The 22,898-nt window shown below is 60.3% G+C and carries 19 protein-coding genes; 11 read left to right on the forward strand and 8 right to left on the reverse strand.

Annotated features, from left to right (window positions below; genetic code table 11):
* Nucleotides 1-12 precede the first annotated feature (12 nt).
* From ACILSI_RS17155 to ACILSI_RS17170, 4 genes are all read right to left on the reverse strand, one after another.
* Nucleotides 13-1,650, reverse strand: a complete 1,638-nt coding sequence (locus ACILSI_RS17155; RefSeq protein WP_395723128.1) for a hypothetical protein — start codon at nt 1,648-1,650, stop codon at nt 13-15.
* Between the two features lie 35 nt (nt 1,651-1,685).
* Complete coding sequence (gene ftsA / locus ACILSI_RS17160; RefSeq protein WP_395723129.1) at nt 1,686-2,903, reverse strand: cell division protein FtsA; 1,218 nt, start codon at nt 2,901-2,903, stop codon at nt 1,686-1,688.
* A 5-nt stretch (nt 2,904-2,908) separates the two neighbouring features.
* Complete coding sequence (locus ACILSI_RS17165) at nt 2,909-3,868, reverse strand: cell division protein FtsQ/DivIB (RefSeq protein ID WP_395723130.1); 960 nt, start codon at nt 3,866-3,868, stop codon at nt 2,909-2,911.
* Nucleotides 3,869-4,039: 171 nt separating this feature from the next.
* The gene (locus tag ACILSI_RS17170) at nt 4,040-5,026 is read right to left on the reverse strand and encodes a DUF1080 domain-containing protein (RefSeq protein WP_395723131.1); all 987 of its coding nucleotides are present in this window, start codon (nt 5,024-5,026) and stop codon (nt 4,040-4,042) included.
* Between the two features lie 76 nt (nt 5,027-5,102).
* Between ACILSI_RS17170 and ACILSI_RS17175 the strand changes: the two genes are divergently transcribed.
* From ACILSI_RS17175 to ACILSI_RS17195, 5 genes are all read left to right on the forward strand, one after another.
* The gene (locus ACILSI_RS17175; protein ID WP_395723132.1) at nt 5,103-6,902 is read left to right on the forward strand and encodes an RluA family pseudouridine synthase; all 1,800 of its coding nucleotides are present in this window, start codon (nt 5,103-5,105) and stop codon (nt 6,900-6,902) included.
* A 106-nt stretch (nt 6,903-7,008) separates the two neighbouring features.
* A complete protein-coding gene (locus ACILSI_RS17180) occupies nt 7,009-7,344 on the forward strand; it encodes a hypothetical protein (RefSeq protein ID WP_395723133.1) in 336 nt (111 codons plus the stop codon).
* Nucleotides 7,345-7,585: 241 nt separating this feature from the next.
* Nucleotides 7,586-8,785: an AGE family epimerase/isomerase gene (locus ACILSI_RS17185; RefSeq protein ID WP_395723134.1), complete on the forward strand. Its 1,200-nt coding sequence runs from the start codon at nt 7,586-7,588 to the stop codon at nt 8,783-8,785.
* A 184-nt stretch (nt 8,786-8,969) separates the two neighbouring features.
* On the forward strand, nt 8,970-10,022 hold the full coding sequence (locus tag ACILSI_RS17190) for a type IV pilus twitching motility protein PilT (RefSeq protein WP_395723135.1): 1,053 nt from the start codon (nt 8,970-8,972) through the stop codon (nt 10,020-10,022).
* Nucleotides 10,023-10,153: 131 nt separating this feature from the next.
* Nucleotides 10,154-11,248 carry a type IV pilus twitching motility protein PilT gene (locus ACILSI_RS17195; protein WP_395723136.1) on the forward strand — a complete coding sequence of 365 codons (1,095 nt, stop codon included), beginning with the start codon at nt 10,154-10,156 and terminating at the stop codon, nt 11,246-11,248.
* 62 nt (nt 11,249-11,310) lie between these two features.
* On the opposite strand, the gene ACILSI_RS17200 is transcribed toward ACILSI_RS17195, so the two are convergent.
* Nucleotides 11,311-11,496, reverse strand: a complete 186-nt coding sequence (locus tag ACILSI_RS17200) for a hypothetical protein (RefSeq protein ID WP_395723137.1) — start codon at nt 11,494-11,496, stop codon at nt 11,311-11,313.
* A gap of 164 nt (nt 11,497-11,660) precedes the next feature.
* Here ACILSI_RS17200 and ACILSI_RS17205 point away from each other — a divergent pair, with 164 nt between their 5' ends.
* Entirely contained in the window at nt 11,661-13,085 is a 1,425-nt protein-coding gene (locus ACILSI_RS17205) for an OFA family MFS transporter (protein WP_395723138.1), read from the forward strand.
* Between the two features lie 183 nt (nt 13,086-13,268).
* Here the strand turns inward: ACILSI_RS17205 and ACILSI_RS17210 are convergent, their stop codons facing one another.
* Complete coding sequence (locus tag ACILSI_RS17210) at nt 13,269-13,673, reverse strand: Dabb family protein (RefSeq protein WP_395723139.1); 405 nt, start codon at nt 13,671-13,673, stop codon at nt 13,269-13,271.
* A 23-nt stretch (nt 13,674-13,696) separates the two neighbouring features.
* Here ACILSI_RS17210 and ACILSI_RS17215 point away from each other — a divergent pair, with 23 nt between their 5' ends.
* The 5 genes from ACILSI_RS17215 (at nt 13,697) to ACILSI_RS17235 (ending at nt 19,440) form a co-directional block, all read left to right on the forward strand.
* Complete coding sequence (locus ACILSI_RS17215) at nt 13,697-15,178, forward strand: PQQ-binding-like beta-propeller repeat protein (protein WP_395723140.1); 1,482 nt, start codon at nt 13,697-13,699, stop codon at nt 15,176-15,178.
* A 302-nt stretch (nt 15,179-15,480) separates the two neighbouring features.
* Nucleotides 15,481-16,419, forward strand: coding sequence for a transaldolase (tal, locus tag ACILSI_RS17220; RefSeq protein WP_395723141.1), 939 nt, complete (start codon nt 15,481-15,483; stop codon nt 16,417-16,419).
* 108 nt (nt 16,420-16,527) lie between these two features.
* Nucleotides 16,528-17,286, forward strand: a complete 759-nt coding sequence (gene hisF / locus ACILSI_RS17225; RefSeq protein WP_395723142.1) for an imidazole glycerol phosphate synthase subunit HisF — start codon at nt 16,528-16,530, stop codon at nt 17,284-17,286.
* Nucleotides 17,287-17,375: 89 nt separating this feature from the next.
* Nucleotides 17,376-18,272 carry a hydroxypyruvate isomerase family protein gene (locus tag ACILSI_RS17230; RefSeq protein ID WP_395723143.1) on the forward strand — a complete coding sequence of 299 codons (897 nt, stop codon included), beginning with the start codon at nt 17,376-17,378 and terminating at the stop codon, nt 18,270-18,272.
* 67 nt (nt 18,273-18,339) lie between these two features.
* The gene (locus ACILSI_RS17235; protein ID WP_395723144.1) at nt 18,340-19,440 is read left to right on the forward strand and encodes a hypothetical protein; all 1,101 of its coding nucleotides are present in this window, start codon (nt 18,340-18,342) and stop codon (nt 19,438-19,440) included.
* 73 nt (nt 19,441-19,513) lie between these two features.
* Here the strand turns inward: ACILSI_RS17235 and ACILSI_RS17240 are convergent, their stop codons facing one another.
* Both ACILSI_RS17240 and ACILSI_RS17245 read right to left on the reverse strand, forming a co-directional pair.
* Nucleotides 19,514-20,593 carry a Fic family protein gene (locus ACILSI_RS17240; protein ID WP_395723145.1) on the reverse strand — a complete coding sequence of 360 codons (1,080 nt, stop codon included), beginning with the start codon at nt 20,591-20,593 and terminating at the stop codon, nt 19,514-19,516.
* A gap of 227 nt (nt 20,594-20,820) precedes the next feature.
* Nucleotides 20,821-22,677: an ABC-F family ATP-binding cassette domain-containing protein gene (locus tag ACILSI_RS17245; RefSeq protein WP_395723146.1), complete on the reverse strand. Its 1,857-nt coding sequence runs from the start codon at nt 22,675-22,677 to the stop codon at nt 20,821-20,823.
* Between the last annotated feature and the right edge of the window lie 221 nt (nt 22,678-22,898).

Consider the following 22,898-nt stretch of genomic DNA (forward strand, 5'->3'; position numbering starts at 1 on the left):
GCGGAGTGTGGATTATCTCCGCAGCTTTTTCTTCAAGCGCATCCACGTCGGCACGTCGAGATCCTCGCCCTGGACGATGGAGGGTTCGGTGTCCTTGAAGCGGCCGCGATCTTCTTCACCGAGGCTGAAGGTTTGCTGGGGATCGCCGACAGGCTTGCGGGAGACGACGGTGGTGGCGTGAATCGTCGTGGTTGGAGGCGGTGTGTTGTCGAAAGTGATCAGGTCATCCTGCGGCGCAGCAGATTCGGTTTGCAGCGTGACGCTGCGGGCGACGACGGTGGCCAGAGTGGATTCTTTGGAACGAGCGGCATCTGCGAGTTCCTTGGCGGCGGGAGTGCGCACGGGGATGCGGGCTGTTTCCGGCGAGGCTTCGATGACGGGGGCGGAAGGCTCTTCGGCCACCACCGGCTCCGGTTCATCCATGAACTCCGGTTCTTCGACTTCCACAGGCGCGCTTTCCTTCGCGGTTTCGACAGCAGCGGGGGCTGGAGCAGAGGTGATGATTTCCTCGGTTTTGAAGAGCAGATCCGCCACAGGCTCCGCAAACACGGGCGGCGGCGGTGGTATCACGGCTTTTCTCACCGGGACTTCGCGCCTTGGCTCAGGTGGCGCTTCGGAGCGCGGCTGGAGCATTTCCGACGGTGGCGCGGCGGTGGCATGAGCGTTGAGCTGGCTCAGGCCGAGAGAACTGATGAGCGTGATGGCGACCGCATCGCCGAGTTTTGCATCGACACCGAGGCCAAAGAGAATGTGCGTCTGGTCGGGCACATGGCGGCCGAGCTGCTTCATGACGCCCTCGACTTCGACCAGTGTGAGCGATTCGCCGCCAGCAACGTGGACAAGCAGCGTCTGCGTTTGATGCAGCAGACGGCCCTGGTCGATGAGCGGGCTCTTGAGCGCCTTTTTGAGTGCTTCGGTGCCACGGTTTTGCCCACGAGCCTCGCCAAAGCCGAACAGGCAGCGACCGTTCGCGGTGGCGAGCGCTGCGGTGAGGTCATCCAGGCCGAGTTTCACCAGCCCAGGCGTGGTGGTGATGGTGGAAACGGCGCGCAGACTCTGCGCGATGAGCTGATCGGCCTGGTTGAAGGCTTTTTGGATGCCATCCTTCGGCAGGATGAGCTCGCCCATGCGATTGTTCTCAAACAGCACGAGCGCGTCGGCGCGTTTTTGCAGCAGTTCGAGCGCTTCTTCCGCCTGGGCGAGGCGGCGGCGGCCCTCAAAGCTGAATGGCATGGTGGCGACGACCAAAACGAGCGCCCCGGTGCCTTTCGCGATTTCGGCGATGACGGGGGCCGCGCCGCTGCCGGTGCCGCCGCCGAGACCGGCGCTGATGAAGATGATGTCGTGGTTTTCGACCGCCTGACGAATCTGCTCGCGGGAGAACAATGCGGCCTCGCGCCCGAGATCGGGATCGCCACCGGCACCGATGCCTTTCATCAGCTCCGCGCCAAGCTGAATCTTCACCGGGGCCATCGAGTGGCCGAGCACACGCACATCGGTGTGGGCGCAGATGAGCGTGGCTTCGACGATGCGGTCGAGAGTGATGCGATCAACGACGTTGGAGCCGGCGCCGCCGATGCCGACGATGCAGATCCGAGGCCCAGTCTGGCTGGTGCCTTCGCGTGACTGGGAACGGTCATATTCTACCATAATCGTGGGTGGTTGAGGATGAACTGGCTGCTGGTTTAAAGAGTGACGGAGGAAAGAAGCTCCTGCATGCGCCTGCCGAGGCGCTTCAAGGGCGAGAGAAAAGGTTTTTCGCTGTCGAGGATCTGCGCATAGCGAATGAGGCCGATGGGCGCGGAATACTGCGGGTTCTCGAAGGTGGCGGTGATGCCGCTGACGGGAGCGGAGCCAGCGCGTGTGACCTTGATGCCAAACACCTCACGCGCCACGGCGTCAACGCCTTTCATCAGGCTCACGCCGCCGGTGAGGTAAATGCCCGCGCCGAGGCGACCGAGATGCTCCTCCACGCGCACGCGTACCTGGATGAGAATTTCCTTCGTGCGCAGGTTCATGACCTCGTTGAGGAAAGCCCGCTCGACCTCGCCGAGGACCAAACCGGTGTCGTCCTCAATGCTGAGCATCTCGCCATCAGGCACCTCATCATACAAAACACTGCCCTCCTCGACTTTCAGCCGCTCAGCGCGGCCGTTCGGGATTTGCAGGGCCATCGCCACGTCGTTCGTGATGTGGTCGCCGCCCAGCGGCACGCAGCCGGAGGCGGTGATCATGCCGTCCTCGTACAAAACGTAGTCACAGGTGCCTGCGCCAAAGTCGATCATGAGCGCGCCTTGCATTTTCGCCTCACGCGTCAGCACGACCTGCGCCGCGGCGACGGGATTGAAAACCACGTCCTCCACCTCCAGCGGAATCTCACGCACGCAGCGGATGGCGTTTTGCACCCGGCCACGGATGCCGTGGATGATGTGATAGTCTGCCTCCAGCACGCGGCCCTCTCGGCCGATTGGCTGCCGCACGGCCTCAACACCGTCAACGATGTACTGCCGCGTGACGCTGTGCAGGAACACGTTCGACTGCGGGATGGACACGCTGCGGGCGATCTCCTTCGCCTCCTCGACATCATCTTCGGTGATCTCAGTTTGATCGTCCGCGAGGCGGTGGCGGCCACGATTGTTCAGGCTCTCGATGTGCGCGCCGGTCACGCCGAGGAAGACATTGCGGATCATCACATCGCTGCGGTCTTCAGCTCGTACGAGCGCGTCGTTCACGCAGGTCTGCACCTTTTCAAAATCGACGATCTCGCCTTTGCGCACGCCACGCGAGGGCGCCTGGCCAACGCCGAGAATTTTGATGGCCCCGTCACGCTTCGCCTCGCCGACGACGACACAGATTTTGTGCGTTCCGATTTCGAGTCCTGCGTAGATCGTGCTTTTGGCCATGGGGTTCAGCGTGCGGTTGGGGTGGTGGCGGCTGTGTCCGCCAGGTTCAGCCCGGTGACATCCGGCGGCTCGTGAAAGGTGGCGGGCGTGTTCACCCGCGCGAGGAGGTTCAGCGTGGCCACGCGCCACTTTCTGGCACGAGCTTCGTGGATGAAACGGTCAAAGCGGGCGAGCTGGGGCTCCAGATCGTCCACACCGAAGATGATTTTGGCCTCGCCGGCAAAATGAGCGACGAGCGACCACGCGTTCGGGATCTCGATGCGTTCCAGTTTGGCGCGGCCACCTTCGTCGCGCTTTTGCAGTTCCTGCATCAGGCGCAGCGCCGCGTGGACCTGCAAATCCGGCACCGCCTTGCCCGGCACCGCCTCGCTGAGAGCGGGAAACTGGATGCGCGGCATCGCGAGGCTTTGCTTCGTGATCACATCGCACGGCACCGGTGCGCCCTCGGCATCCATCAGGCAGCCTTTGCCGCTCAGTGGCTCCATCAGCTTCCATTTCGCACACTCAATCCAAGCGACCGGCAGGCGCTGCACCACATCGAGCGTCAGTTGGCCGTGGTAGTCGCGGTGGATCACGGCGGACTTCACCTGCGGCAGGCGTTCGATCCTGGCACGCACCTCGCGCAGGTTCATCGTGAGCAGGTTTGTGGCCGTGGTCAGTCCGGTGGCGGCGACGATCTGCTCGCGCGTAAGCGTGCCCTCGGTGTTCACCTCCACCGCCTTGAGCAGAAATTGGGAATTCTTTTCCAGCGCCTCATGCCACGTCACCCAGCCGAGGCCGATGATGATCATCGCGGCGATCATCCACATGGCGGTGCGGAAGCCACGACGGCGGCGCTCCACGGCCTCATGCTCACGGATCACCGGGGATTCCGGCTGGTAGTCGATGACATGCGTGTCCGAATCCCGGCGCTTCCGGGTGGAGCGCTTGGCGGTCTTTTTGGAACCTTTCTTCGCGGCGGACATGGCGGGAGGACACAGCAACCAGCGGCACAGGCTGGCGAATCGCGGTATTTAATGGGCCTTAAATAATGGATTGCCAGTCCGATTGCCATAATTATTCGCGGAAAATTGCGGGGGCTATATTCACAACCGGGGCGGTTGTTCACATCCCTGAGGGGTGCTGATCCTTCTCCACTACTTCCGTACCACCCAGATGTTCCGGTAGCGCACCGGGTTGCCATGGTTCTGGAGGTAGATCGGTCCCGGCGTGTTCTCCTCCTTTTTCGGCGCGGAAGTGGTCGAACCCGGCAGTTCTTGGTTCTCGTGAATCACGACGCCATTGTGCCTCACGGTGATTCGAGGGTTCGCAGTCTTCTTACCTTCGGCATCGTATTTCGCGGCGGTGAAATCGACATCGTAGGTCTGCCAGGTGAGCGGCGGCAGGCACATATTCACCTTCGGAGAAGCGATCCTGTAAAGGCCGCCGCACTCGTTGTCCTTCCCGTCAAGCGCGAAGCTGTCGAGCATCTGGACTTCGTAGCGGCCTTGCAGGTAAAGACCGCTGTTGCCGCGGCCTTGGCCGCGTGCTTCGGGCATGTAGGGCAGCAGGAATTCCACATGCAGGCTGCAATCGCCAAAGGTGTCCTCGCTCGTGATGCCCTCCATGAGCGCACCGATGGCTGCATCGACACGGGAATTCGGAAACCGGTTCACGCCTTTGCCATCGAAGAGCACGACGGCATTTTCCGGCGGCTGCGCCCCCAACGTGGGCGAACTGCGGTCGGTGCGGTTGAGTTCCATCACACGCACGCCGTCCGTGTTGCTCACGAGAATGTTCTGACCGTTCACTTCGGCCTTCAAAGTGCCGTCTTTAACCGTGAAGAGCGCTGTTTTTTCCCGTTCGCCACGCTGACCGGGAGTTTTCGTCACCGTGGAGCGATCACCATCCCAACCGGCCCCAGGAAGTCCGCCCGGATAACTCACCGCCTCAAATTTCCCGTCGCCTTGCGCCCAGATCTGCACGCCGTAGCTTTTGCCATCGAGCTGGCCGGTGTACTCGCCCTGAATCGCAAAATCGTCGTCCGTGTGAGCCGGGTCCGTGTAAGCCTTCGGTTTCGGCGCGGCGGGCTGCTGGGCTTGGACGAAGGTGGAGATCAGGAGGAAGGTAAGTATGAGGCGCATGAGAAACGAACGGCAAAGGAGGGTGATGAATTGCACTCGCCGTCACCGGCTTCATGTGCTTTTTGCCCGCCTCCCAATGTCCGCCACCGCCACGATCACCAACATCTCCTGCTATCAATTCGCCGCGCTCTCCGGCTTGAAAGAGCTGCGCCAGCGGTTGTTGGACCTCTGCAAGGAGCGCGGACTGAAGGGCACGATCTTGCTGAGCACGGAGGGCATCAACATGTTCATCGCCGGCCTTCGCGAAGATGTGGACGCGCTCGTGGATGAATTGCGCGGCATTCCGGGGCTGGAGGGCCTCAGGCCGAAGTACAGCGAAAGCGCCGAGCAGCCGTTCCGGCGCATGCTGGTGCGCATCAAGAAGGAGATCATCGCCTTTGGCGTGGAGGGCATCGAGCCCGCAAAGTACACCTCGCCGCGATTGGAGCCGAAAGAGCTGAAGCAATGGCTCGACGAAGGCCGCCCCGTCATTCTCTACGACACCCGCAACGACTACGAGGTGAAGCTCGGCACCTTCAAAGGCGCGGTGGTGGCGGGGATTGATTCCTTCCGCGATTTCCCTGCGGCGGTGGCCCGATTGCCTGCGGAGATGAAGAAAGCCGAGATCGTGTCCTTCTGCACCGGCGGCATTCGCTGTGAGAAGGCGGCGCCGTTCATGGAGCGCGAGGGCTTTGAGCATGTGTGGCAGCTTGAGGGCGGCATTTTGAAGTACTTTGAGGAATGCGGCAGCGCGCATTATGACGGCGAGCTGTTTGTGTTCGATCAGCGTGTGGGCGTGGACCCTGGGCTGCATGAGACGGCCTCCTCGCAGTGTTTCGCCTGCCAGACGCCACTGACAGCCGAGGAGCAGGCCGATCCGCGCTATGTGGAGCATGTCTCCTGCCCCTACTGCTTCAAAACCACCGAGCAGCAGCAGCGCGAGCAGATCGAGAAACGCCATGCGGCTATTCGTGCCGCCGCGACTCCACTTCCCGGCAGCGTGCCCTACGAGCACGAACGCCCACTGCATGTCCCGGCAGCCTGCGATCACCAAACCTTGCTCGACACGCTCTGCCATGTGATGCCGCACATCGGTCGCGAAACCTGGCTCGCGGCCGCCGAAGCGGGCCGTCTCGCTGACAAAGACGGTCAGCGCGTCACGGCGGATCAAATCGTCCGCGCCGGCGAGCACTATCTGCACCTCACGCCCGCGCAGCGCGAGCCGGACGTGAACGCGGACATCCGCGTGCTGTTTGAAGACGAGGCCATCCTCGTGGTGAACAAACCCGCGCCGCTGCCCGTGCATGTCGGCGGTCGCTTCAATCGCAACACGCTGCAATTCATCGTCGATGTCGTCTGGCATCCGCTGCGGCCACGCACGGTGCATCGGCTGGACGCGAACACGACCGGCGTGATGGTGCTGTGCAAGACGCGGCACTTCGCCCGCCTCGTGCAGCCGCAGTTTGAGCGTGGCGAGGTCGAAAAGCTCTATCTAGCCCGAGTGAAAGGCCATCCGCCGCAGGATGAATTTGTCTGCGATGCCCCCGTCAGCGCCGAAGCAGGCAAACTCGGCGGACGTAACGTCGATGCGGCCGGTTTGGAGGCACGCACCGAGTTCCGCGTGCTCCAGCGCGATGCCGACGGCACCGCCTTGATCGAAGCAAGGCCCATCACCGGCCGCACCAATCAAATCCGCATCCACCTCTGGCATCTCGGCTACCCGATCATCGGTGACGCCGCCTATCTGGCTGATGGCGAGATCGGTGAAACGCAAACCCTCGCCGTGGACGATCCGCCATTGTGCCTACATGCCTGGAAGATCACGTTCCAGCATCCTTTGACGAAGGAATGCGTGACATTCGAGGCCGAGCGGCCCGCGTGGGCGCATGCCGGTTGAACCGAGGCCGAAAACCACAAAAAACGATAGGCATAGAATGAAGAAACCATCGCGAGGCTGCCTTTGGATACTTGGAGTGCTGTGCACTGCCATTCTTGTTATTCTCGTGATCGACAAGATCGTTCCATCGAAGGCTGTCCGAGATCTTCCTGATGGTGCGACTGAGATCCATGAATATTACAAGGACTTTGGTATCACTGGGGACTTTTCTCGCTTACTCAAGGCCCGAATTCCGAGAGATCAGGTCCAGCCTTACGCATTGAGGGTGGGAGCTTCCAACGAGGAACAGGGCAACGCGGGGAAGGACTACTTATCGTGGACGGGAGGACCTGACTGGTGGTCACCAAAGGCACCACCGCTGTATTTTCATCAGGAGCAAGGCTACCGGATTTTGGTTGGATGGGAGGACGGTTTCGTCTATTTCGATGCAGTCGCGTGGTAATCCAGAAGCCTATCAAGACGCTGCATCCAACGGCGTGCAACGTCCTTCTTTGAATTCGGCTTCCCGCCCGCCGTGGATGAGCTAGACGTACTATGGATAACTTGATGAAGGAACGCATGCCCTTTGAGGCGTAGCGACCAGTATGGGCGAATTCCTGATTTTTACTCCCATGGAACACTGATGCCTGAATCAGATCCATCAGTGTTGGATTAGTGGGCATGAGTGGTTCAAAAGTCTGACGATGAACCACGATCTGACCGCCCCAGGGTATCGAGAGGAACTGCGGAAGCTCTACCGCGACACGTTGCTCCACGATGTGATGCCGTTCTGGCTGAAGCACGGCATGGACCGTGAGTTTGACGGCATCATCACGTCGCTGGACCGCGATGGGTCGATTTTGGACACGGACAAGAGCCTCTGGTTCCAGGGCCGGGCGGCCTGGACCTTCGCGACGCTCTACAACACGGTGGAGCAACGCAGCGACTGGATCGAGGCGGCGGGATCGTGTCTGGCCTTCCTCCAGCGGCACGGCTACGCGACGGATGGGAAGCTCTTCTTCAGCGTGACACGGGAAGGGAAGCCGCTGCGGATGCGGCGTTATGTGTTCAGCGAGGCGTTCTCCGCCATCGCGCATGCGGCGTATGCGAAGGCGACTGGGGATGAAAGCTATGCGGAAGGGGCTAAGAAGGACTTCGCGACGTATTTGAAGCACTCCTTCGAGAAAGGGATGATGCAGCCGAAGATCGAGCCGAACACGCGACCGATGATGGGCATCGGCGCGCTGATGATCGGCATCGCGACCGCGCAGGAACTGCGCGTGAACCTCGGCGATGTGAAAATCTCCGGTCATTCGTGTTCGGAGTGGGCGGATCGCTTCATTTTGGAGATTCAGCGGTTTTTCTTCAAACCAGACCTCGGGGCGCTGATGGAGGTCGTTTCGCCCGATGGATCAATGATCGACCATTTTGACGGTCGCACGCTGAATCCGGGTCATGCGCTGGAATGCGCGTGGTTCATCCTGCATGAGGGCCGCTGGCGCGGGGAGCAGAGTTACATCAAGCTCGGTCTGTCGATCCTCGACGGCATGTGGCAGCGCGGCTGGGACACGGAGCACGGCGGCATTTTCTACTTCCGCGATGTCTTCCACAAACCGGTGCAGGAATACTGGCACGACATGAAATTCTGGTGGCCGCACAACGAGGCCATCATCGCCACGCTGCTGGCCTGGCACATCACGGGAGACGCCAAGTATGCGCAGTGGCACAAGCAGGTGCATGACTGGAGCTTCGCGCACTTCCCGGACCCGGAGCACGGCGAGTGGTTTGGTTATTTGCACCGCGACGGCACGCCATCGGTGACTTTGAAGGGCAACCTATGGAAGGGGCCGTTTCATCTGCCGCGCATGCTGTGGTATTGCGGGCAGTTGCTGGCGGGTGAGTGAGTGGTTGAAAGGTCAAGGCTGCGCCGGTCAAGATTGTCAAAGGGTGGTCAAGCACGTCACGGCACGACACTTGACCATTCCTTGACTCTTTGACGACTGCTTGACCGGCGCAGCCAGATTTCGAGTAACGAAAAACGCACTGCGGGGTTGAGGCGCGTGCAAGCCACCGCTAGCGTTTTCTCCCATGGCTATTTCCGTTGATGACATCCTGCAAGCCGCCGAAGAGCATCAGGCGAGCGACATTTTCATCCAAGAAGGCGAGGTGCCGCGCATGAAGATCAACGAGCAGCTCATGATCTTCGGCGACGAGCCTCTGCTGCTGCCGCATGTGGCCGGGCTCTGGCAGGCCTGCGGCGGAGACACGTTGAAGGACATGGATGTGGACACGGGCATGGTCTCGCGCTCCGGCATCCGCTTCCGTGTGAATCTGCACAAGGTGCTGGGCAGGCTGGCCGCCACGCTGCGGCGCATCCGCACGGACATGCCGTCCCTGGGCGCGCTCGGCGCGCCCGAGTGGCTGCTGACGCGCTGGGGGCAGCAGGAGCACGGCATGGTGCTGGTCACGGGCTCCACCGGCCAGGGGAAATCCACCACGCTGGCCGGGCTGCTGCACTGGATGAACACGAACGTGGCCCGCCACATCGTGACGATCGAAGATCCGGTGGAGTACATCTTCACCAATAACCGCAGCATGTTCACCCAACGCGAGGTGGGGCGCGACACGCCGAGCTTCACCCGCGGCCTGCGCGCCGCCATGCGTCAGGCGCCGGATGTGATTTTCGTGGGGGAAATTCGTGACCACGACACCGCCTTCACCGCGCTGCAAGCCTGCGAGACGGGGCATCTCGTCATCGCCTCCATGCACTCCGCCACCGTGGCGGACACGATGGAACGCTTTGTGAACCTCTTCCCCGCCGACCAGGTCGGCATCGGCCTGCATCTGCTCTCCCACCAGCTCCTCGGTGTGCTGTGCCAGAAACTGGTGCCGGATGTGACGGGCAGGCTCACCCTGATGGTGGAGCATCTGCAAAATGGGGGCGCGGTGCGCGACTGGATCGCACGACGCGCTGTGTCCGACATCGCGGAGTACATGACCCGCGCCGGTGACCCCAACTGCCGCACTTTCCTACAGTCCATCGTGGCCGCCTTCGGAGCCGGTGTCATCGACGAGGTGACCGCCATCGCCGCCGCCGGCAACGAGGCCGAGTTCCGCCGTGCGGCACGGGGCATTTCGTGAGGAGTTTGCGATTGTTTGCGGTGGTTGACGATTTTTTGCCATGGTTTCCAATCCAAAAACAGCTCTCCGCTTTCTGAAAACTACCGCCAACGACTGCAAACAACTGCCAACCACCGTCAACTTCCCCAGCCATGCGTAACCACGATCTTATCGAATATCTCTTCATGGTCATCGAGCGTGGCGGCTCTGACTTGCACATCAGCGCGAACTCGCCGCCGATGGGCCGTATCAACGGCGTGCTCACGCCGGTGGCCGATGAAGTTTTGGAAATCAACGACCTGCGAGAGCTGATCTTTGGCGTACTGAAGGAAAACCAGCGCGCGGAGCTGGAGCAGAAGTGGGAGCTCGACTTTGCCATCCAGGTGGAGAATCTGGGCCGCTTCCGTGGCAACGCCTGCTATGTCCTGGGCCGCATTGAAGCCTCCTTCCGCTACATCCCGGCGCAGATCCCGGAGCTGCGCGATCTGGGGCACGGTCCCGCTGTTGAGGGCTTCACCGAGTTGCGTGACGGGCTGATCCTCGTCACCGGCACCAGCAACAGCGGCAAGACGACCACGCTTGCCTCGTTGACGCAGCACATCACCCGCACTCGGCAGGTGAACATCGTCAGCATTGAGGATCCCATTGAGTATTTGTTCTCCCATGAGAAAAGCCTCGTGCGCCAGCGTCAGGTCGGCGCGGACACGCACAACTTTGCCGCCGCCATCAAAAGCGCCCTGCGCCAGGACGCGGATGTCATCGTCGTCAGCGAATTGCGCGATCTGGAGACCATGCGCACCGCGCTCACCGCCGCCGAGACGGGCCATCTCGTCATCAGCACCCTGCACACCCATGACGCGCCCAGCACCGTGCTGCGCATCCTCGACGCTTTCCCGGACGAGCAGCAGGACTTCGTGGCCTCACAGCTCGCCAGTTCGCTCAAAGGCGTGATCTGCCAGTCGCTTATCGGCCGCCATGATCAGCCCGGTCGCGTGATGGCCTCTGAGATCATGGTAGTCAACCAGGGCATCGCCTCCAGCATCCGCTCACGCCGTCTGTCGCAGCTCGGCAACCTGATCCAAATCGGCGGCATCGACGGCATGCACACGATTGATGACAGTCTCATGCATCTGGCCAGCTACGGCTTCATCAGCCTGGATGATGCGATGATCCGGGCTCGTGACCCTGAGTTTGTGAAAATCGGTTTCCAGAAGTTCCTCCAGGAACGCGCCGGCAAGAAGCGATGAAAAAAGCGGAACCGGTTTCCCGGTTCCGCCTTTCAAACGCTGAATGATTCAGCGCGTGGCCGTTACTTGTTCTTGGCGTCGAACTTGGCTTTGCACTTCTCGCAGCAGAAGGCGACGGTTTTGCCGTCTTTGCCTTTGCTGGTGATGCTGGAATCAGCGGGCTTGCCGCTGATGGGGCATTTGTCAGCCGCGGCCGCCAGACCGGCGGATGCGAAGGAGAGGGCAATGATGGAGAGCAGAGTTTTCATCAATTGAGTTAGGTATGTGTGTTTGGTTAAGAGCCCGGCAGGATTGCCAGGCAGGTGGATGAACGTATGAAATCCCGCGTTTGTTGTCGATTCTTATCTTTTACTTGCCATTCCGCCCACGAACCCCCTAAAACACGCGGCTTAACCGATAGTCCCGACCCACCATGAGTTTCCTCTCCCGCGAAGCCACCGTCGCCCAGCCTGGATTCAGCCGCTGGCTTGTCCCTCCCGCCGCCGTCGCGGTCCACATGTGCATCGGGCAGGTGTATGCCTTCAGCGTGTTCAACAAGCCGCTCAGCACGGAACTCGGCGCGACGGTGTCGCAGGTGAATGTGGCCTACATGATCGCACTGGTCATGCTGGGCCTTTCTGCGGCGACTTTCGGCAAATGGGTGGAACGCAACGGCCCGCGCAAAACCATGCTGGCCTCGTGCTGCTGCTTCTGCGGCGGCCTGTTGCTCGCCGCGCTCGGGGTGAAGCTGAAAATGCTCTGGTTGATTTGGTTTGGCTACGGCTTCGTCGGCGGCATCGGCCTGGGACTCGGCTACATCGCGCCCGTTTCGACTCTGGTGAAATGGTTCCCCGACCGTCCCGGCATGGCGACTGGAATGGCGATCATGGGCTTTGGCGGCGGGGCGCTCATCGGTTCGCCACTGGCGCAGGAGTTGATGAAATTGTTCACCGCAGGCGCAGGTGCCGCCGCAGGTATCGCTCCCAGTTTTGATCAGCGCTTGTTCGCCAGTCTCATCGGGCCTTTGAAAGAGCCGCTCAATGCGTTGGCCTCCGGCACCAACACGGGGGCGATGCAGGCGCTCATCACCATGGCGGGGATTTATGCCTGCTTCATGCTGTTTGGTGCCTTCATTGTCCGTGTTCCCGCCCCAGGATGGAAACCGGAAGGCTACGAGCCGAAAGTGGCCGCCTCGCATGGCATGATCACCACCGCCAGCGTCTCGGTCGATACCGCGTGGAAGACTCCGCAGTTCTGGCTGCTCTGGACCGTGCTGTGCATGAACGTCAGCGCCGGCATCGGCGTGCTCGGTCGCGCGGCGGACATGTGCATGGACATGTTTGGCGTCAGCGTCGCCATCGGCGCGGGTTTCACCGGCCTGCTGAGCATTTTCAACATGGGCGGACGTTTTGTCTGGTCCTCCACCTCCGACCTCATCGGGCGGAAGGCGGTCTATTGCATCTACTTCATCCTCGGCGCCGCGCTCTACGCCATCCTGCCCTACACGCAGGAGACGCAGAACCGCACGCTCTTCGTCATCTGCACCGCGCTCATCATCAGCATGTATGGCGGTGGCTTCGCTACGATCCCGGCTTACTTGAAGGACATGTTCGGCACCTACCAGGTCGGCGCGATTCATGGCCGCCTCATCACCGCCTGGAGCATGGCCGCCGTCATCGGCCCCTCGCTCATCAATGGATTTTACGACAGCCGCGTCGCCGCCGGTGTGCCGAAGGCGCAGGCCTACAACGGCACCTTTTACCTCATGTGCGGCCTGCTCGGCATCGGTCTCATCGCAAACCTACTCGTCCGCCCGGTTGATCCCAAATACCACGTCAAAGACACGCCCTCCGCCTGATTTCACGCCATGAAAGCCGTCCTCATCTGGATCATTGTCTCCACCCCGCTCCTTTGGGGTGTCACCCAGTCCGTGAAAAAATCCCTGCCGCTGTTCGGGGTGGAAGCAGAGGCGAAAAAGTAGCCGCCCTGCTGCCCTCCCCGCGTATCGCTGGCCGGACTGAAATCCCGCCGGGATGATCATTCACTCACAGCCGATGTCATACACCTGCACCTTCTTGGCCAGCGGCATGAGCGTCTCCTTCACGGCCTTTTGGTGCACAGGATGCCTTTCATAAGCGTCCATGTCGGCCTTGCTGGCAAAGCGCATCACAAAACCTACGTCGAAGCTGTCATCCACGATCGGGCGCTCGCTCGGCACAGCTGGGCCGACGCTGAGGTGCTGGATCTCTTTGATCTCCGCCTGGAACCTTTTCGCACAGGCGATGAGCGTGGCGCGGTCAGCGGCGTTGCCGGGACGTTTCAGCCAGACGAGCACGATGTGCTCGACCTTGCCCTTGGGCGTCGTCTTGCAGCCAAACGGGCAGGTGGTGCAGGAACTCAAAAACAGCGAAACAGCGGCGGTGAGGATGAGAGTGGCGTTCTTCATGGCGTTCAGTAGCCTGACACAACATGAAAAATCCGTCGAGACTGTTTCTGCTCCTTTTCGCCTTCACCGCATGCTCCGCGCAGGAGGTGTTTGACCGCCTGACCTTCCAGGCGGCACCGAAACCACTCGCGAAGGACGCGAAGACGAGCGACTGGCCGCGCGTGCTAGGCCCCACGGACGACGCGATCTCGCCGGAGACGCATTTGTCGAAAAAGTGGGCCGCAGGCGAGCCGAAAACCGTGTGGGAAGTGGCGATGGGCGAAGGCTACAACTCGCCTGCGATCAGCGGCGACTCCTGCGTGATCTTCCACGCGCTGGAGGGGAAGGAGATCATCGAGTGCCTGCAGCGCGAGAATGGAAAACGCTTCTGGTCGCATGATTACCCGATCTCGTATCAGGATCGCTACGGATTCGGCAACGGGCCGCGCGGCAGCCCCGTGATCGCCGATGGCGTGGTGGTGACTTATGGCGTGACATGTGAATTGCGGGCGTTGGAGCTGAAAACGGGCAAGCTGCTGTGGAAGCGCGATCTGCGGGCCGAAATGCATGTGCCGCAGGATTTCTTCGGCGCAGGCGGCACGCCGCTGATTCTCGATGGACGCGTCATTGTGAACGTGGGCGGCAAAAAGGCGTCAATTGAGGACTCGGAAGGCCTGCGCGATCGTAAAGAACGCCTCGCCGAGGCGGGCGTGAGCGTGGCGGCCTTTGATCTGAAGAGCGGCGAGGTGGTTTGGAAGGTCGAGGACGCGTGGGGCGCGAGTTACGCGTCTCCCATTCCTGCCAGGATGCACGGTCAGCTCAAAGTACTCGTTTATGCCGGCGGCGAGAGCGATCCAGCCACCGGCGGCCTCATGTGCATCGATCCAACGAGTGGAAAGCTGCATTCCAAGTTCGCCTGGCGTGACGATGAATACATCCAGGCCATCGGCACCTCACCGGTGGTCATTCCGGAGAAGAACCGCGCCTTCATCACCACCGCGTATCCGAAGGGTCGGCCGCTCGGCGGCGTGATGGTGGAGTATGACGCCGAGTTTCAGCCGAAGGAGGTGTGGCAGTCCAAAAAGCTCGGCGTGCACTGGATGAACCCGGTGTATCACGAAGGCCATCTCTACGCCATCGACGGCGAGACGGAGCCAAAGTCCCGCCTCGTCTGCGTGAACGCCGACACCGGCGCGGAAGTGTGGGAGCAAAAAATCGAATGGGACGACGCCGAATTCAGCAAACAAACCGGCCGCGCCAATCCCACCCGCCTCAGCATCCTCCGCGCGAGCCTCCTCAAGGTCGATGGAGACTTCCTCTGCCTCGGTGAGATCGGTTCCCTGCACTGGCTCGATCTTAGCCCCGCCGGAGCCAAAGTGATCGCCCAAGCGCAGCCGTTTTACGCGCTGAACACCTGGAGCCTGCCAGCCCTCAGCCACGGCCTGCTTTATGTGCGTCAGCAGCAGAAGGATCTGATGCAGAAGACGGGGGAGCGGGTGATCTGTTTGGATTTGAGAGGGGAGTGATTCATTCACACGCAAAACCACGGCAGCGCCGTCACCTGCGGGTGCAACTGCATCGGATAGGCGCAGCGGCAGATGAGGTTATGGCTGCACGCGACCCGCAGGCAGTGCGCCAAAGACCGTTTCTGTGTGCGGGTATTACACAAAGAATGGCGCCTATGTTCAACCGCACACCCGTCGCAGGCCAAAATGGGTGATTTGCCAAGTGGGATTTTTTGGAGATCAGGGGGCCTTGTAGCGAGGATTTGATGGCTTGCGAAGCCCCTCTTTGCCCTTACTCTGGCCGCCCCCAAACCCCCAAGACTATGACCCAGCTCGATCAGCTCAAGCAGCACACCGTGGTGGTCGCCGACACCGGCGATTTCGAAGCCATGAAGGCCTACAAGCCTCAGGACGCCACGACCAATCCCTCCCTCATCCTCCAGGCTGCTCAGAAGGCCGAGTACAAAGCGATTTTCGACAAGGCCGTCACGGATGGCAAATCCGGCGGTGTGGACGCGGTGATGGACAAGCTCGTCGTCGCTTTTGGTCTCGAGATTTTGAAGATCGTTCCGGGCCGCGTTTCGACGGAAGTCGATGCCCGCCTGTCTTTCGACACGCAGGCGAATATCGACAAGGCCCGCCAGATCATCGGCCAGTATGAGAAGGCTGGCATCTCCCGTGAGCGCATCCTGATCAAGATCGCCTCCACCTGGGAAGGCATCAAAGCGGCCGAAGTGCTGCAAAAGGAAGGCATCAACTGCAACCTGACGCTGCTCTTCAGCCTCACTCAGGCGGTTGTGTGCGCCGAAGGCGGCATCAAGCTCATCTCGCCGTTCGTCGGTCGCATCCTCGACTGGCACAAGAAGAGCACCGGCAAGGATTTCGCCCCGACCGAAGATCCCGGCGTGATCTCCGTGACCCAGATCTACAACTACTACAAGCACTTCGGCTACACGACCGAGGTTATGGGCGCCAGCTTCCGCAACAAGGGCGAAATCACCGAACTCACCGGCTGCGACCTCCTCACCATCAGCCCCGGCTTGCTCGGCGAACTCGCCGCGAGCGAAGACCCGATCACGCCGAAGCTCAACGCCGCCAACGCCAAATCCCTCAAGATCGAGCGCATCGGCAGCGATGAGAAAACCTTCCGCTGGTTGTTCAACGAAGACGCCATGGCGACTGAAAAGACCGCCGAAGGCATCCGCAATTTCGCCAAGGACATCGTGAAGCTCGAAACGATGGTGAAGGCGGCTCTGGGCTGAGGCCCAAGCGTCAAGGAGTCAAGAGGTCAAGAACTAGTCAAGCCATGCAAGGCGCGACGCTTGACCCTCTTGACGATACCTTGACCACTTCTTGACTGTTCTGCTCCCATGCTCACCAAACGCATCATCCCCTGTCTCGACGTGAAGGAAGGCCGTGTCGTCAAAGGCACGAAATTCCTGCAGCTTCGTGATGCGGGCGATCCGGTGGAGTGCGCCATGGTTTACAATGCTCAGGGAGCCGATGAACTCGTCTTCCTCGACATCACCGCGAGTCATGAAGAGCGCAAAACGATGGTGGATGTCGTCGCCCGTACCGCTGCGAGCTGCTTCATGCCGCTGACCGTCGGTGGCGGCATCCGCACCGTGGCGGACATGCGTGAGATGCTTCTCGCCGGCGCGGACAAGGTCGGCATCAACACCGCCGCCGTCAAAACACCGGATGTCATCGACGAAGCCGCCAACGCCTTCGGCTGCCAGTGTCTCGTCGTCGCCATCGACGCCAAACGCAACGACCGTGGCTCGTGGACCGTCTTCACGCATGGTGGCCGCAACGCCACCGAACTCGACGCCGTCGAATGGGCCGCTGAAGTCTGCCGACGCGGCGCAGGCGAGATCCTGCTCACCAGCATGGACTCCGACGGCACCAAGGCCGGTTACGACATCGCTTTGACCCGTGCCGTGAGCGAAGCCGTCACCATCCCCGTCATAGCCAGCGGCGGTGCGGGCAATCTCGACCACATGGTCGATGTACTTCGCGATGGCAAAGCCGACGCTGTCCTCGCCGCCAGCATCTTCCACTTCGGCGAATACACCGTGGGAGATGTGAAGAAGTATCTCGGCGCACGCGGTGTGCCGGTGCGCCTCTGAAAAGTACGATGGGCACTCCTGCCCGTCGATTCGCGTCCCCCACGATTCTCTGCTTGGAATCCCACATGCCATCCGTGTAGGCTCCGCTCATGACTCCGCAAAACCTCTCCCGCCGTCAGTTCGGAACTCTCGCCAGTGTCAGCGCCATTGCGGCGATGTTGCAATCGCAGATCGAAGCCGCTGACAAGGCCGCAGGCGGCAAGGTGCGTCACTCCGCGTGCAAGTGGTGCTACAAGGACATCCCGCTGGAGGATTTCTGCCTCGCCGCGAAGGAGATCGGCCTGGAGTCTGTCGAGCTGCTCGATCCGAAAGATTTTGCCACGGTGAAGAAACACGGCCTGCATTGCGCCATGGTCAGCTATCCCACCATCGAAGGCCCTGGCGGCGTGAAAATCGGGCCGATCCCGAAGGGCTGGAACCGCATCGAGCACCACGATTTGCTCGTGCAGGCTTACGAACCACTCTTGAAGGAGTCTGCCGAAGCCGGATTCAAACAAGTCATCTGCTTCAGCGGCAACCGCGATGGTATGAGCGATGAACAGGGCCTCGAAAACTCCGCCAGGGGCCTCCAACGCATGCTGCCGCTTTGCGAGAAGCTCGGCATCACGCTGGTGATGGAACTGCTCAACAGCAAGGTGAACCACCCCGACTACATGTGCGATCACAGCGCCTGGGGCGTCGCGCTGTGCAAAAAGCTCGGCTCACCGCACTTCAAGCTGCTCTACGACATCTACCACATGCAGATCATGGAAGGCGATGTCATCGCCACCATCCGCCGCGATCACGAATCCTTCGCCCACTACCACACCGGCGGCGTTCCGGGCCGTGCGGAGATCGACGAGACGCAGGAGCTGAACTACCCCGCCATCATCAAAGCCATCCAGGAAACCGGTTACACCGGCTACCTCGGCCAGGAATTCATCCCCAATCGCCCCGACAAGCTCGCCTCGCTCAAGCAGGGCGTGCAGATCTGCACGGTGGGATGATCAAATCCTGTGACTTATTGTTCTAGTAGGTTGCATTCTCAAAGAGCCACTATCAACCTGCCCGAATATGTCCATACCGTTCAATAAAATTGGCCCAAGTCAGTTGGCGCGAACTGTTGTTCAGATACTCGGGAAGGGCGGTCCCATTTTTAATCCCACGAACATCTCATATTTGTCGCCTGGAGATGTTTCATCTGAGATTCTGGACCTTCCGTTTGGACAGGAACTTGGTGTATCCGGATTAGCGCTCGCAAGTTCGATTGTGTCGCTTGGCATCCAAGCCCAAACACTAGACGAGTGTCGAAAAATTGCGGCAGGACTCAAAAAAGTTCAGGAATCACAAGAGAGGGTTGAAAAGGTTTTGTCGGACATCAGGCATCGAGTTGATCGTATTGATACCAAGGTTGCGGAATCACATTTGCGGGAAGCGATTCGCCACGCCATGGGCAAATCGTGCCATCCAGACCACATCGATTTACAGGCTCTTACACCGTTGGTCGAAGATCTGGAGAGTTTTGCGGAAACGGTAGATGGCGTGTTGCTTTTTAACTTTGGCGTGCGCCTTACGTCTGACGTCCGCGAACAATTGCAGTCAATGTTATCAGTGCTCCGCAGTGCTCGTAAAGCGGTTGTGATCTCTCACAACCGCACGGTCTTGGGCGATCCAGATAAAGTCGTTCTATTTCGTCGGGCCTCTGATTACTTGCCTGCTACGGCTGACACAATTATGCGTGTGTCGTTGGCTCTAGGACGCTACGATAAAGCGTTTCACAGCTTGGTGGAGAAGGTTGTTTCCGACGTAAGAAGTCGCTTCTTTTTCTCGGACGAGAAGGACGCGGATCATTTTGCCGAGCTGACCTATGAAGAAGGTTACACAGCTCAATATGCTGCGCTACACAGCGTGCCTGTGACGAGCGCCGCTGTTTCGTTATCCGCTGTGATGGACAGCCTTGAGGTGAATTACGACGAAGATGAAGCAGTTCAGGATTGTGCGGAGGGCATAATTGATGCGTGGATCTCGTCCGATTCATTTCTGATCCATGCGCTGATTCATGAGCTTCAAGGTATCAAGAGCGGTTATGCGGCCGTGTTTTACCCGCAACTTTTGGGTGACGAACTCGCGAATGATTCGCCTCTGCTCCTCCCAATGACCTCAAAATCATCGTGAAGTGCAGCGTAGCGGGGCTGGGATTTCCGGCATGGTTTCCCTCCATTGTCCAATCCGGCGCTGAGTCTCCAACTCACCGCAGCGGCTCCGTGCCCTCGCTGAAGATCGAGAGATAGGCGTCGTAGGCATACAGGCGGCCGTACTTGCCGCCGGTGATCTCGCGAACGATGCCGAGGGTCTGGAGGCGTTGCAGCGCCTTCGTCGCCGTGGGCAGCGAGACGTTCATCTTTCCGGCGGCTTTGCTGGCGGAGAGCAGTGGCACGCGTTGAAGTTGTTCGTGTGCCTGGAGCAGCGAACCGGTGGCTCCTGGCAGCACCACGAGCTTCTCACGGTCTTCACGAAAGATCGTCCACAGGCGACGTGCGGTCAGAGCAGCATCGTCCGCCGTTTCCTTCACACCGCGCAGGAAATAGGACAGCCACGCTTCCCAATCGCCCGTCTCCCGGATGTTCTGGAGGTGCGCGTAGTAGTCGGAGCGGTGCTGTTTGAAGTACAAGCTTAGATAGAGCATCGGCTGCCGCAGCATGCCCTCCGCGCTGAGGATCAGCGCGATGAGCAGGCGTCCGAGACGACCGTTGCCATCGAGAAACGGGTGGATCGTCTCGAACTGCACATGCGCGAGCGCCGCTTTGATGAGCGTGCCGGTCTTCACCGGATCGTTGTGGATGAATTTCTCCAGCGATCCCATGCAATCGAGCACCATGTCCGGCGGGGGAGGCACATGGCGGGCGTTGCCGGGCCGCGTGCCGCCGATCCAGTTTTGCGAGCGTCGAAACTCGCCTGGTTGCTTGGTGCTGCCGCGTCCCGAGGAATGGAGTTGGCCGTGCAGTTCGGTGATGAGCCGCAGAGAAATCGGCAGCCCCTCGGCGAGACGCTGCATGCCCAGCTCCAAGGCTGCGACATAGCAGGAAACCTCCGCCACATCATCCAAGGGCACTCCTGGGGCGAGATCCATCTCATGAGTCAGCAGGTCATTGAGCGAGGACTGTGTCCCCTCGATCTGCGAGGACAACACCGCCTCCTTCCGCACATAGGAATACAGAAACACCTGCCGGTCCGGCAGAACATCGATCTGGCCGTCCAACCGCCCGATGGCGAGCGAGGCGTCCTGGAGCTGCTCATGCAGCGACTCATCTAGGACGATTGCGGGCATCGGTGGGAGCGGCGCTGGCACAAACGCACGACATTCCTCCCCCAAGGTGGAGACAGGAACGAAATGGCCGGTGAGTCCTCGGTTCATCAATTAAAGAAATGGTGTGTTTCCTTTAATTTGGGCCGGAAGATCGAAAGTTTCTATCGTTTTGTGGCTAGGAATGAAAGAAAACCGGTCAGGTCTTTCATTTGGCTGCCCCAAATGTCAGAGTCTGAAGTTTGACGCTCTCAAGCAGGCACGGGCACCAGCTTCTCCAGCTCTTCCGCCGCCTTTTCCCACTCGCTGGTGAATTTGGGGATATTGGTCTCCACGGCTTCCAGTTCGGCGCTGAGGACGCGGAACTGGGCGGCGTCAGCGTAGGTGGCTTCTTCTTGGAGGAGATTGACGATCTCGTGCTTGCGCTTGTCGAGCGTGGCGAGTTCCTGCTCGATCTTGAAAATGCGCAGGTCGAGTTCCTTCTTGGCTTTGCTGTAGGCATTGCGTGCATCGGCCTCGGCACGACGTTGCTGTTTGCTTTTGGGCGGTTCACGCACAGCGGGAGCGGCCCAGGTGGTGGGCTGGGCGTTGTGCAGCGTGGCGGTGAGGGCTTCGCGGGCGGAGCCGGACTTGGTTTTGTCGAGGTAGTATTGGTAATCCCCGGCGTAAGGCGTGATGACGCCGGCGCTGACGTGCAGGACTTGCTTGGCCATCTGGCGGATGAAGTGAACGTCATGGCTGATGAAGACGAGCGTGCCTTCGTATTGCTCCAATGCGCCGATGAGGGCGTCGATGCTGCCCATGTCGAGATGCGTCGTGGGCTCGTCCATGAGCAGGAAGTTCGGCGGATCGAGCAGCAGGCGCACGAGCACGAGGCGGCTCTTTTCACCGCCGCTGAGCACGCCGACGGGCTTGAAGACGTCATCCCCGTGGAAAAGAAACGAGCCGAGCAAGGTGCGGCACATGTTTTCGCCGGGACGGCTCGGCAGGTCCATGGCGGACTCGAGAACGGTGTGACGCATGTTGAGCACGTCACCGCGATACTGGGCAAAGTAGCCGAGTTTGACATTGTGGCCGAGTTCGCAGGCACCTGCCTGCGGTGTGAGGGCTCCGGCGAGCAGTTTGAGCAGCGTGGATTTGCCCGCGCCATTCGGGCCGACGAGCACGGTGCGCTCGCCGCGCTCCATTTCGAGATTGAGGCCGCTGTAAACGGGCTGCGTGCCATAGGCGAAATCAACGTCCTTCACGCGGATGACGCGCTGGCCGCTGCGAATCGGCTGCGGAAAGCGGAACTTCACCGTTTTGGCATCGGCCACGGGCGCATCGACTTTTTCGATGCGGTCGATCATCTTCGCCTTGTCCTGCGCACGGGAGGCGAAGTTGGCCTTCGCTTTGAACTTGTCCACCCAGGCCTGCATCTTGGCGAGTTCGCGCTGCTGATTGTCGTAGGCACCTTGAAGCTGCTCGGCGCGCGCTGCTTTCTCCCGCAGGTAGTTGTCGTAGTTGCCGACGTAGCGGGTGATCTTGCTGTGGGCGATCTCGAGAATGCTGTCGGTGAGCGCATTGAGGAACTCGCGGTCATGCGAGATCATGAGGATGGCGCCCGGATAGCCCTGGAGGTAATTTTGGAACCAGATGAGCGATTCGAGGTCGAGATGGTTTGTCGGTTCGTCCAGCAGCAGCAGATCCGGCTCCTGCACGAGCAGTCGTGCCAAATGCGCGCGCATGACCCAGCCGCCGCTGAGCGTGCGAGCGTTGCGCTCGAAGTCGGATTCGCGAAACGCGAGGCCGCTGAGGATGCGCTTGGCCTTCGGCTCGATTTCCCAGCGATGATCCTCATCCACATGACCGGTCGCCAGTTCCAGCACCGTCACGTCGTCAATCGGCGCACTTTCCTGCGGCAGGAAGCCGAAGCTGATGCCGCGCTCCATCACCACCTGACCATCATCCGGCGTGGTGTCCTGCAGCAAGAGCGAGAACAACGTCGATTTGCCAGCTCCGTTCGGGCCGATCAGGCCGATTTTTTCGCCACGGTTGATGTGAAACGACACCTGGCTGAACAAAGTGCGGCCGGCGTAAGTTTTGCTGACATTGGAAACGGAGAGCATGGGGAAAGGGGCGCGCACAGTGCCCTCGTTTCGCGCCATGTCGAGTGTGCAGGCAATTCGGCGTCAAACTGCTGGATTCGGATTTGGCCTGCGGAAGGTCCGAAACTGCTCTGGGAGTTCCAGAAAGCGAGGTGAGGGAGCGGCGGGTAACAGGAGTGTGGGGAGAGTGCCACGCTCGATGAATTTATCGTTACTAAAGTTTGCTCGTTTTTAAGTAGCTT

The sequence above is a fragment of the Prosthecobacter sp. genome (genome assembly GCF_044232965.1).
In the GTDB taxonomy this organism is placed as follows: Bacteria; Verrucomicrobiota; Verrucomicrobiia; order Verrucomicrobiales; family Verrucomicrobiaceae; genus Prosthecobacter.

Bases quoted from the DNA above. Each gene is read 5' to 3' on its own strand.
- ACILSI_RS17170 (WP_395723131.1), bottom strand. From the start codon at position 5,026: ATGCGCCTCATACTTACCTTCCTCCTGATCTCCACCTTCGTCCAAGCC.
- ACILSI_RS17155 (WP_395723128.1), bottom strand. From the start codon at position 1,650: ATGGTAGAATATGACCGTTCCCAGTCACGCGAAGGCACCAGCCAGACT.
- ACILSI_RS17200 (WP_395723137.1), bottom strand. From the start codon at position 11,496: ATGAAAACTCTGCTCTCCATCATTGCCCTCTCCTTCGCATCCGCCGGT.
- ACILSI_RS17205 (WP_395723138.1), top strand. From the start codon at position 11,661: ATGAGTTTCCTCTCCCGCGAAGCCACCGTCGCCCAGCCTGGATTCAGC.
- ACILSI_RS17175 (WP_395723132.1), top strand. From the start codon at position 5,103: ATGTCCGCCACCGCCACGATCACCAACATCTCCTGCTATCAATTCGCC.
- ACILSI_RS17230 (WP_395723143.1), top strand. From the start codon at position 17,376: ATGACTCCGCAAAACCTCTCCCGCCGTCAGTTCGGAACTCTCGCCAGT.
- ACILSI_RS17240 (WP_395723145.1), bottom strand. From the start codon at position 20,593: ATGCCCGCAATCGTCCTAGATGAGTCGCTGCATGAGCAGCTCCAGGAC.
- ACILSI_RS17190 (WP_395723135.1), top strand. From the start codon at position 8,970: ATGGCTATTTCCGTTGATGACATCCTGCAAGCCGCCGAAGAGCATCAG.
- ACILSI_RS17185 (WP_395723134.1), top strand. From the start codon at position 7,586: ATGAACCACGATCTGACCGCCCCAGGGTATCGAGAGGAACTGCGGAAG.
- ACILSI_RS17165 (WP_395723130.1), bottom strand. From the start codon at position 3,868: ATGTCCGCCGCGAAGAAAGGTTCCAAAAAGACCGCCAAGCGCTCCACC.
- ACILSI_RS17195 (WP_395723136.1), top strand. From the start codon at position 10,154: ATGCGTAACCACGATCTTATCGAATATCTCTTCATGGTCATCGAGCGT.
- ACILSI_RS17245 (WP_395723146.1), bottom strand. From the start codon at position 22,677: ATGCTCTCCGTTTCCAATGTCAGCAAAACTTACGCCGGCCGCACTTTG.
- tal (WP_395723141.1), top strand. From the start codon at position 15,481: ATGACCCAGCTCGATCAGCTCAAGCAGCACACCGTGGTGGTCGCCGAC.
- ACILSI_RS17210 (WP_395723139.1), bottom strand. From the start codon at position 13,673: ATGAAGAACGCCACTCTCATCCTCACCGCCGCTGTTTCGCTGTTTTTG.
- ACILSI_RS17235 (WP_395723144.1), top strand. From the start codon at position 18,340: ATGTCCATACCGTTCAATAAAATTGGCCCAAGTCAGTTGGCGCGAACT.
- ftsA (WP_395723129.1), bottom strand. From the start codon at position 2,903: ATGGCCAAAAGCACGATCTACGCAGGACTCGAAATCGGAACGCACAAA.
- ACILSI_RS17215 (WP_395723140.1), top strand. From the start codon at position 13,697: ATGAAAAATCCGTCGAGACTGTTTCTGCTCCTTTTCGCCTTCACCGCA.
- hisF (WP_395723142.1), top strand. From the start codon at position 16,528: ATGCTCACCAAACGCATCATCCCCTGTCTCGACGTGAAGGAAGGCCGT.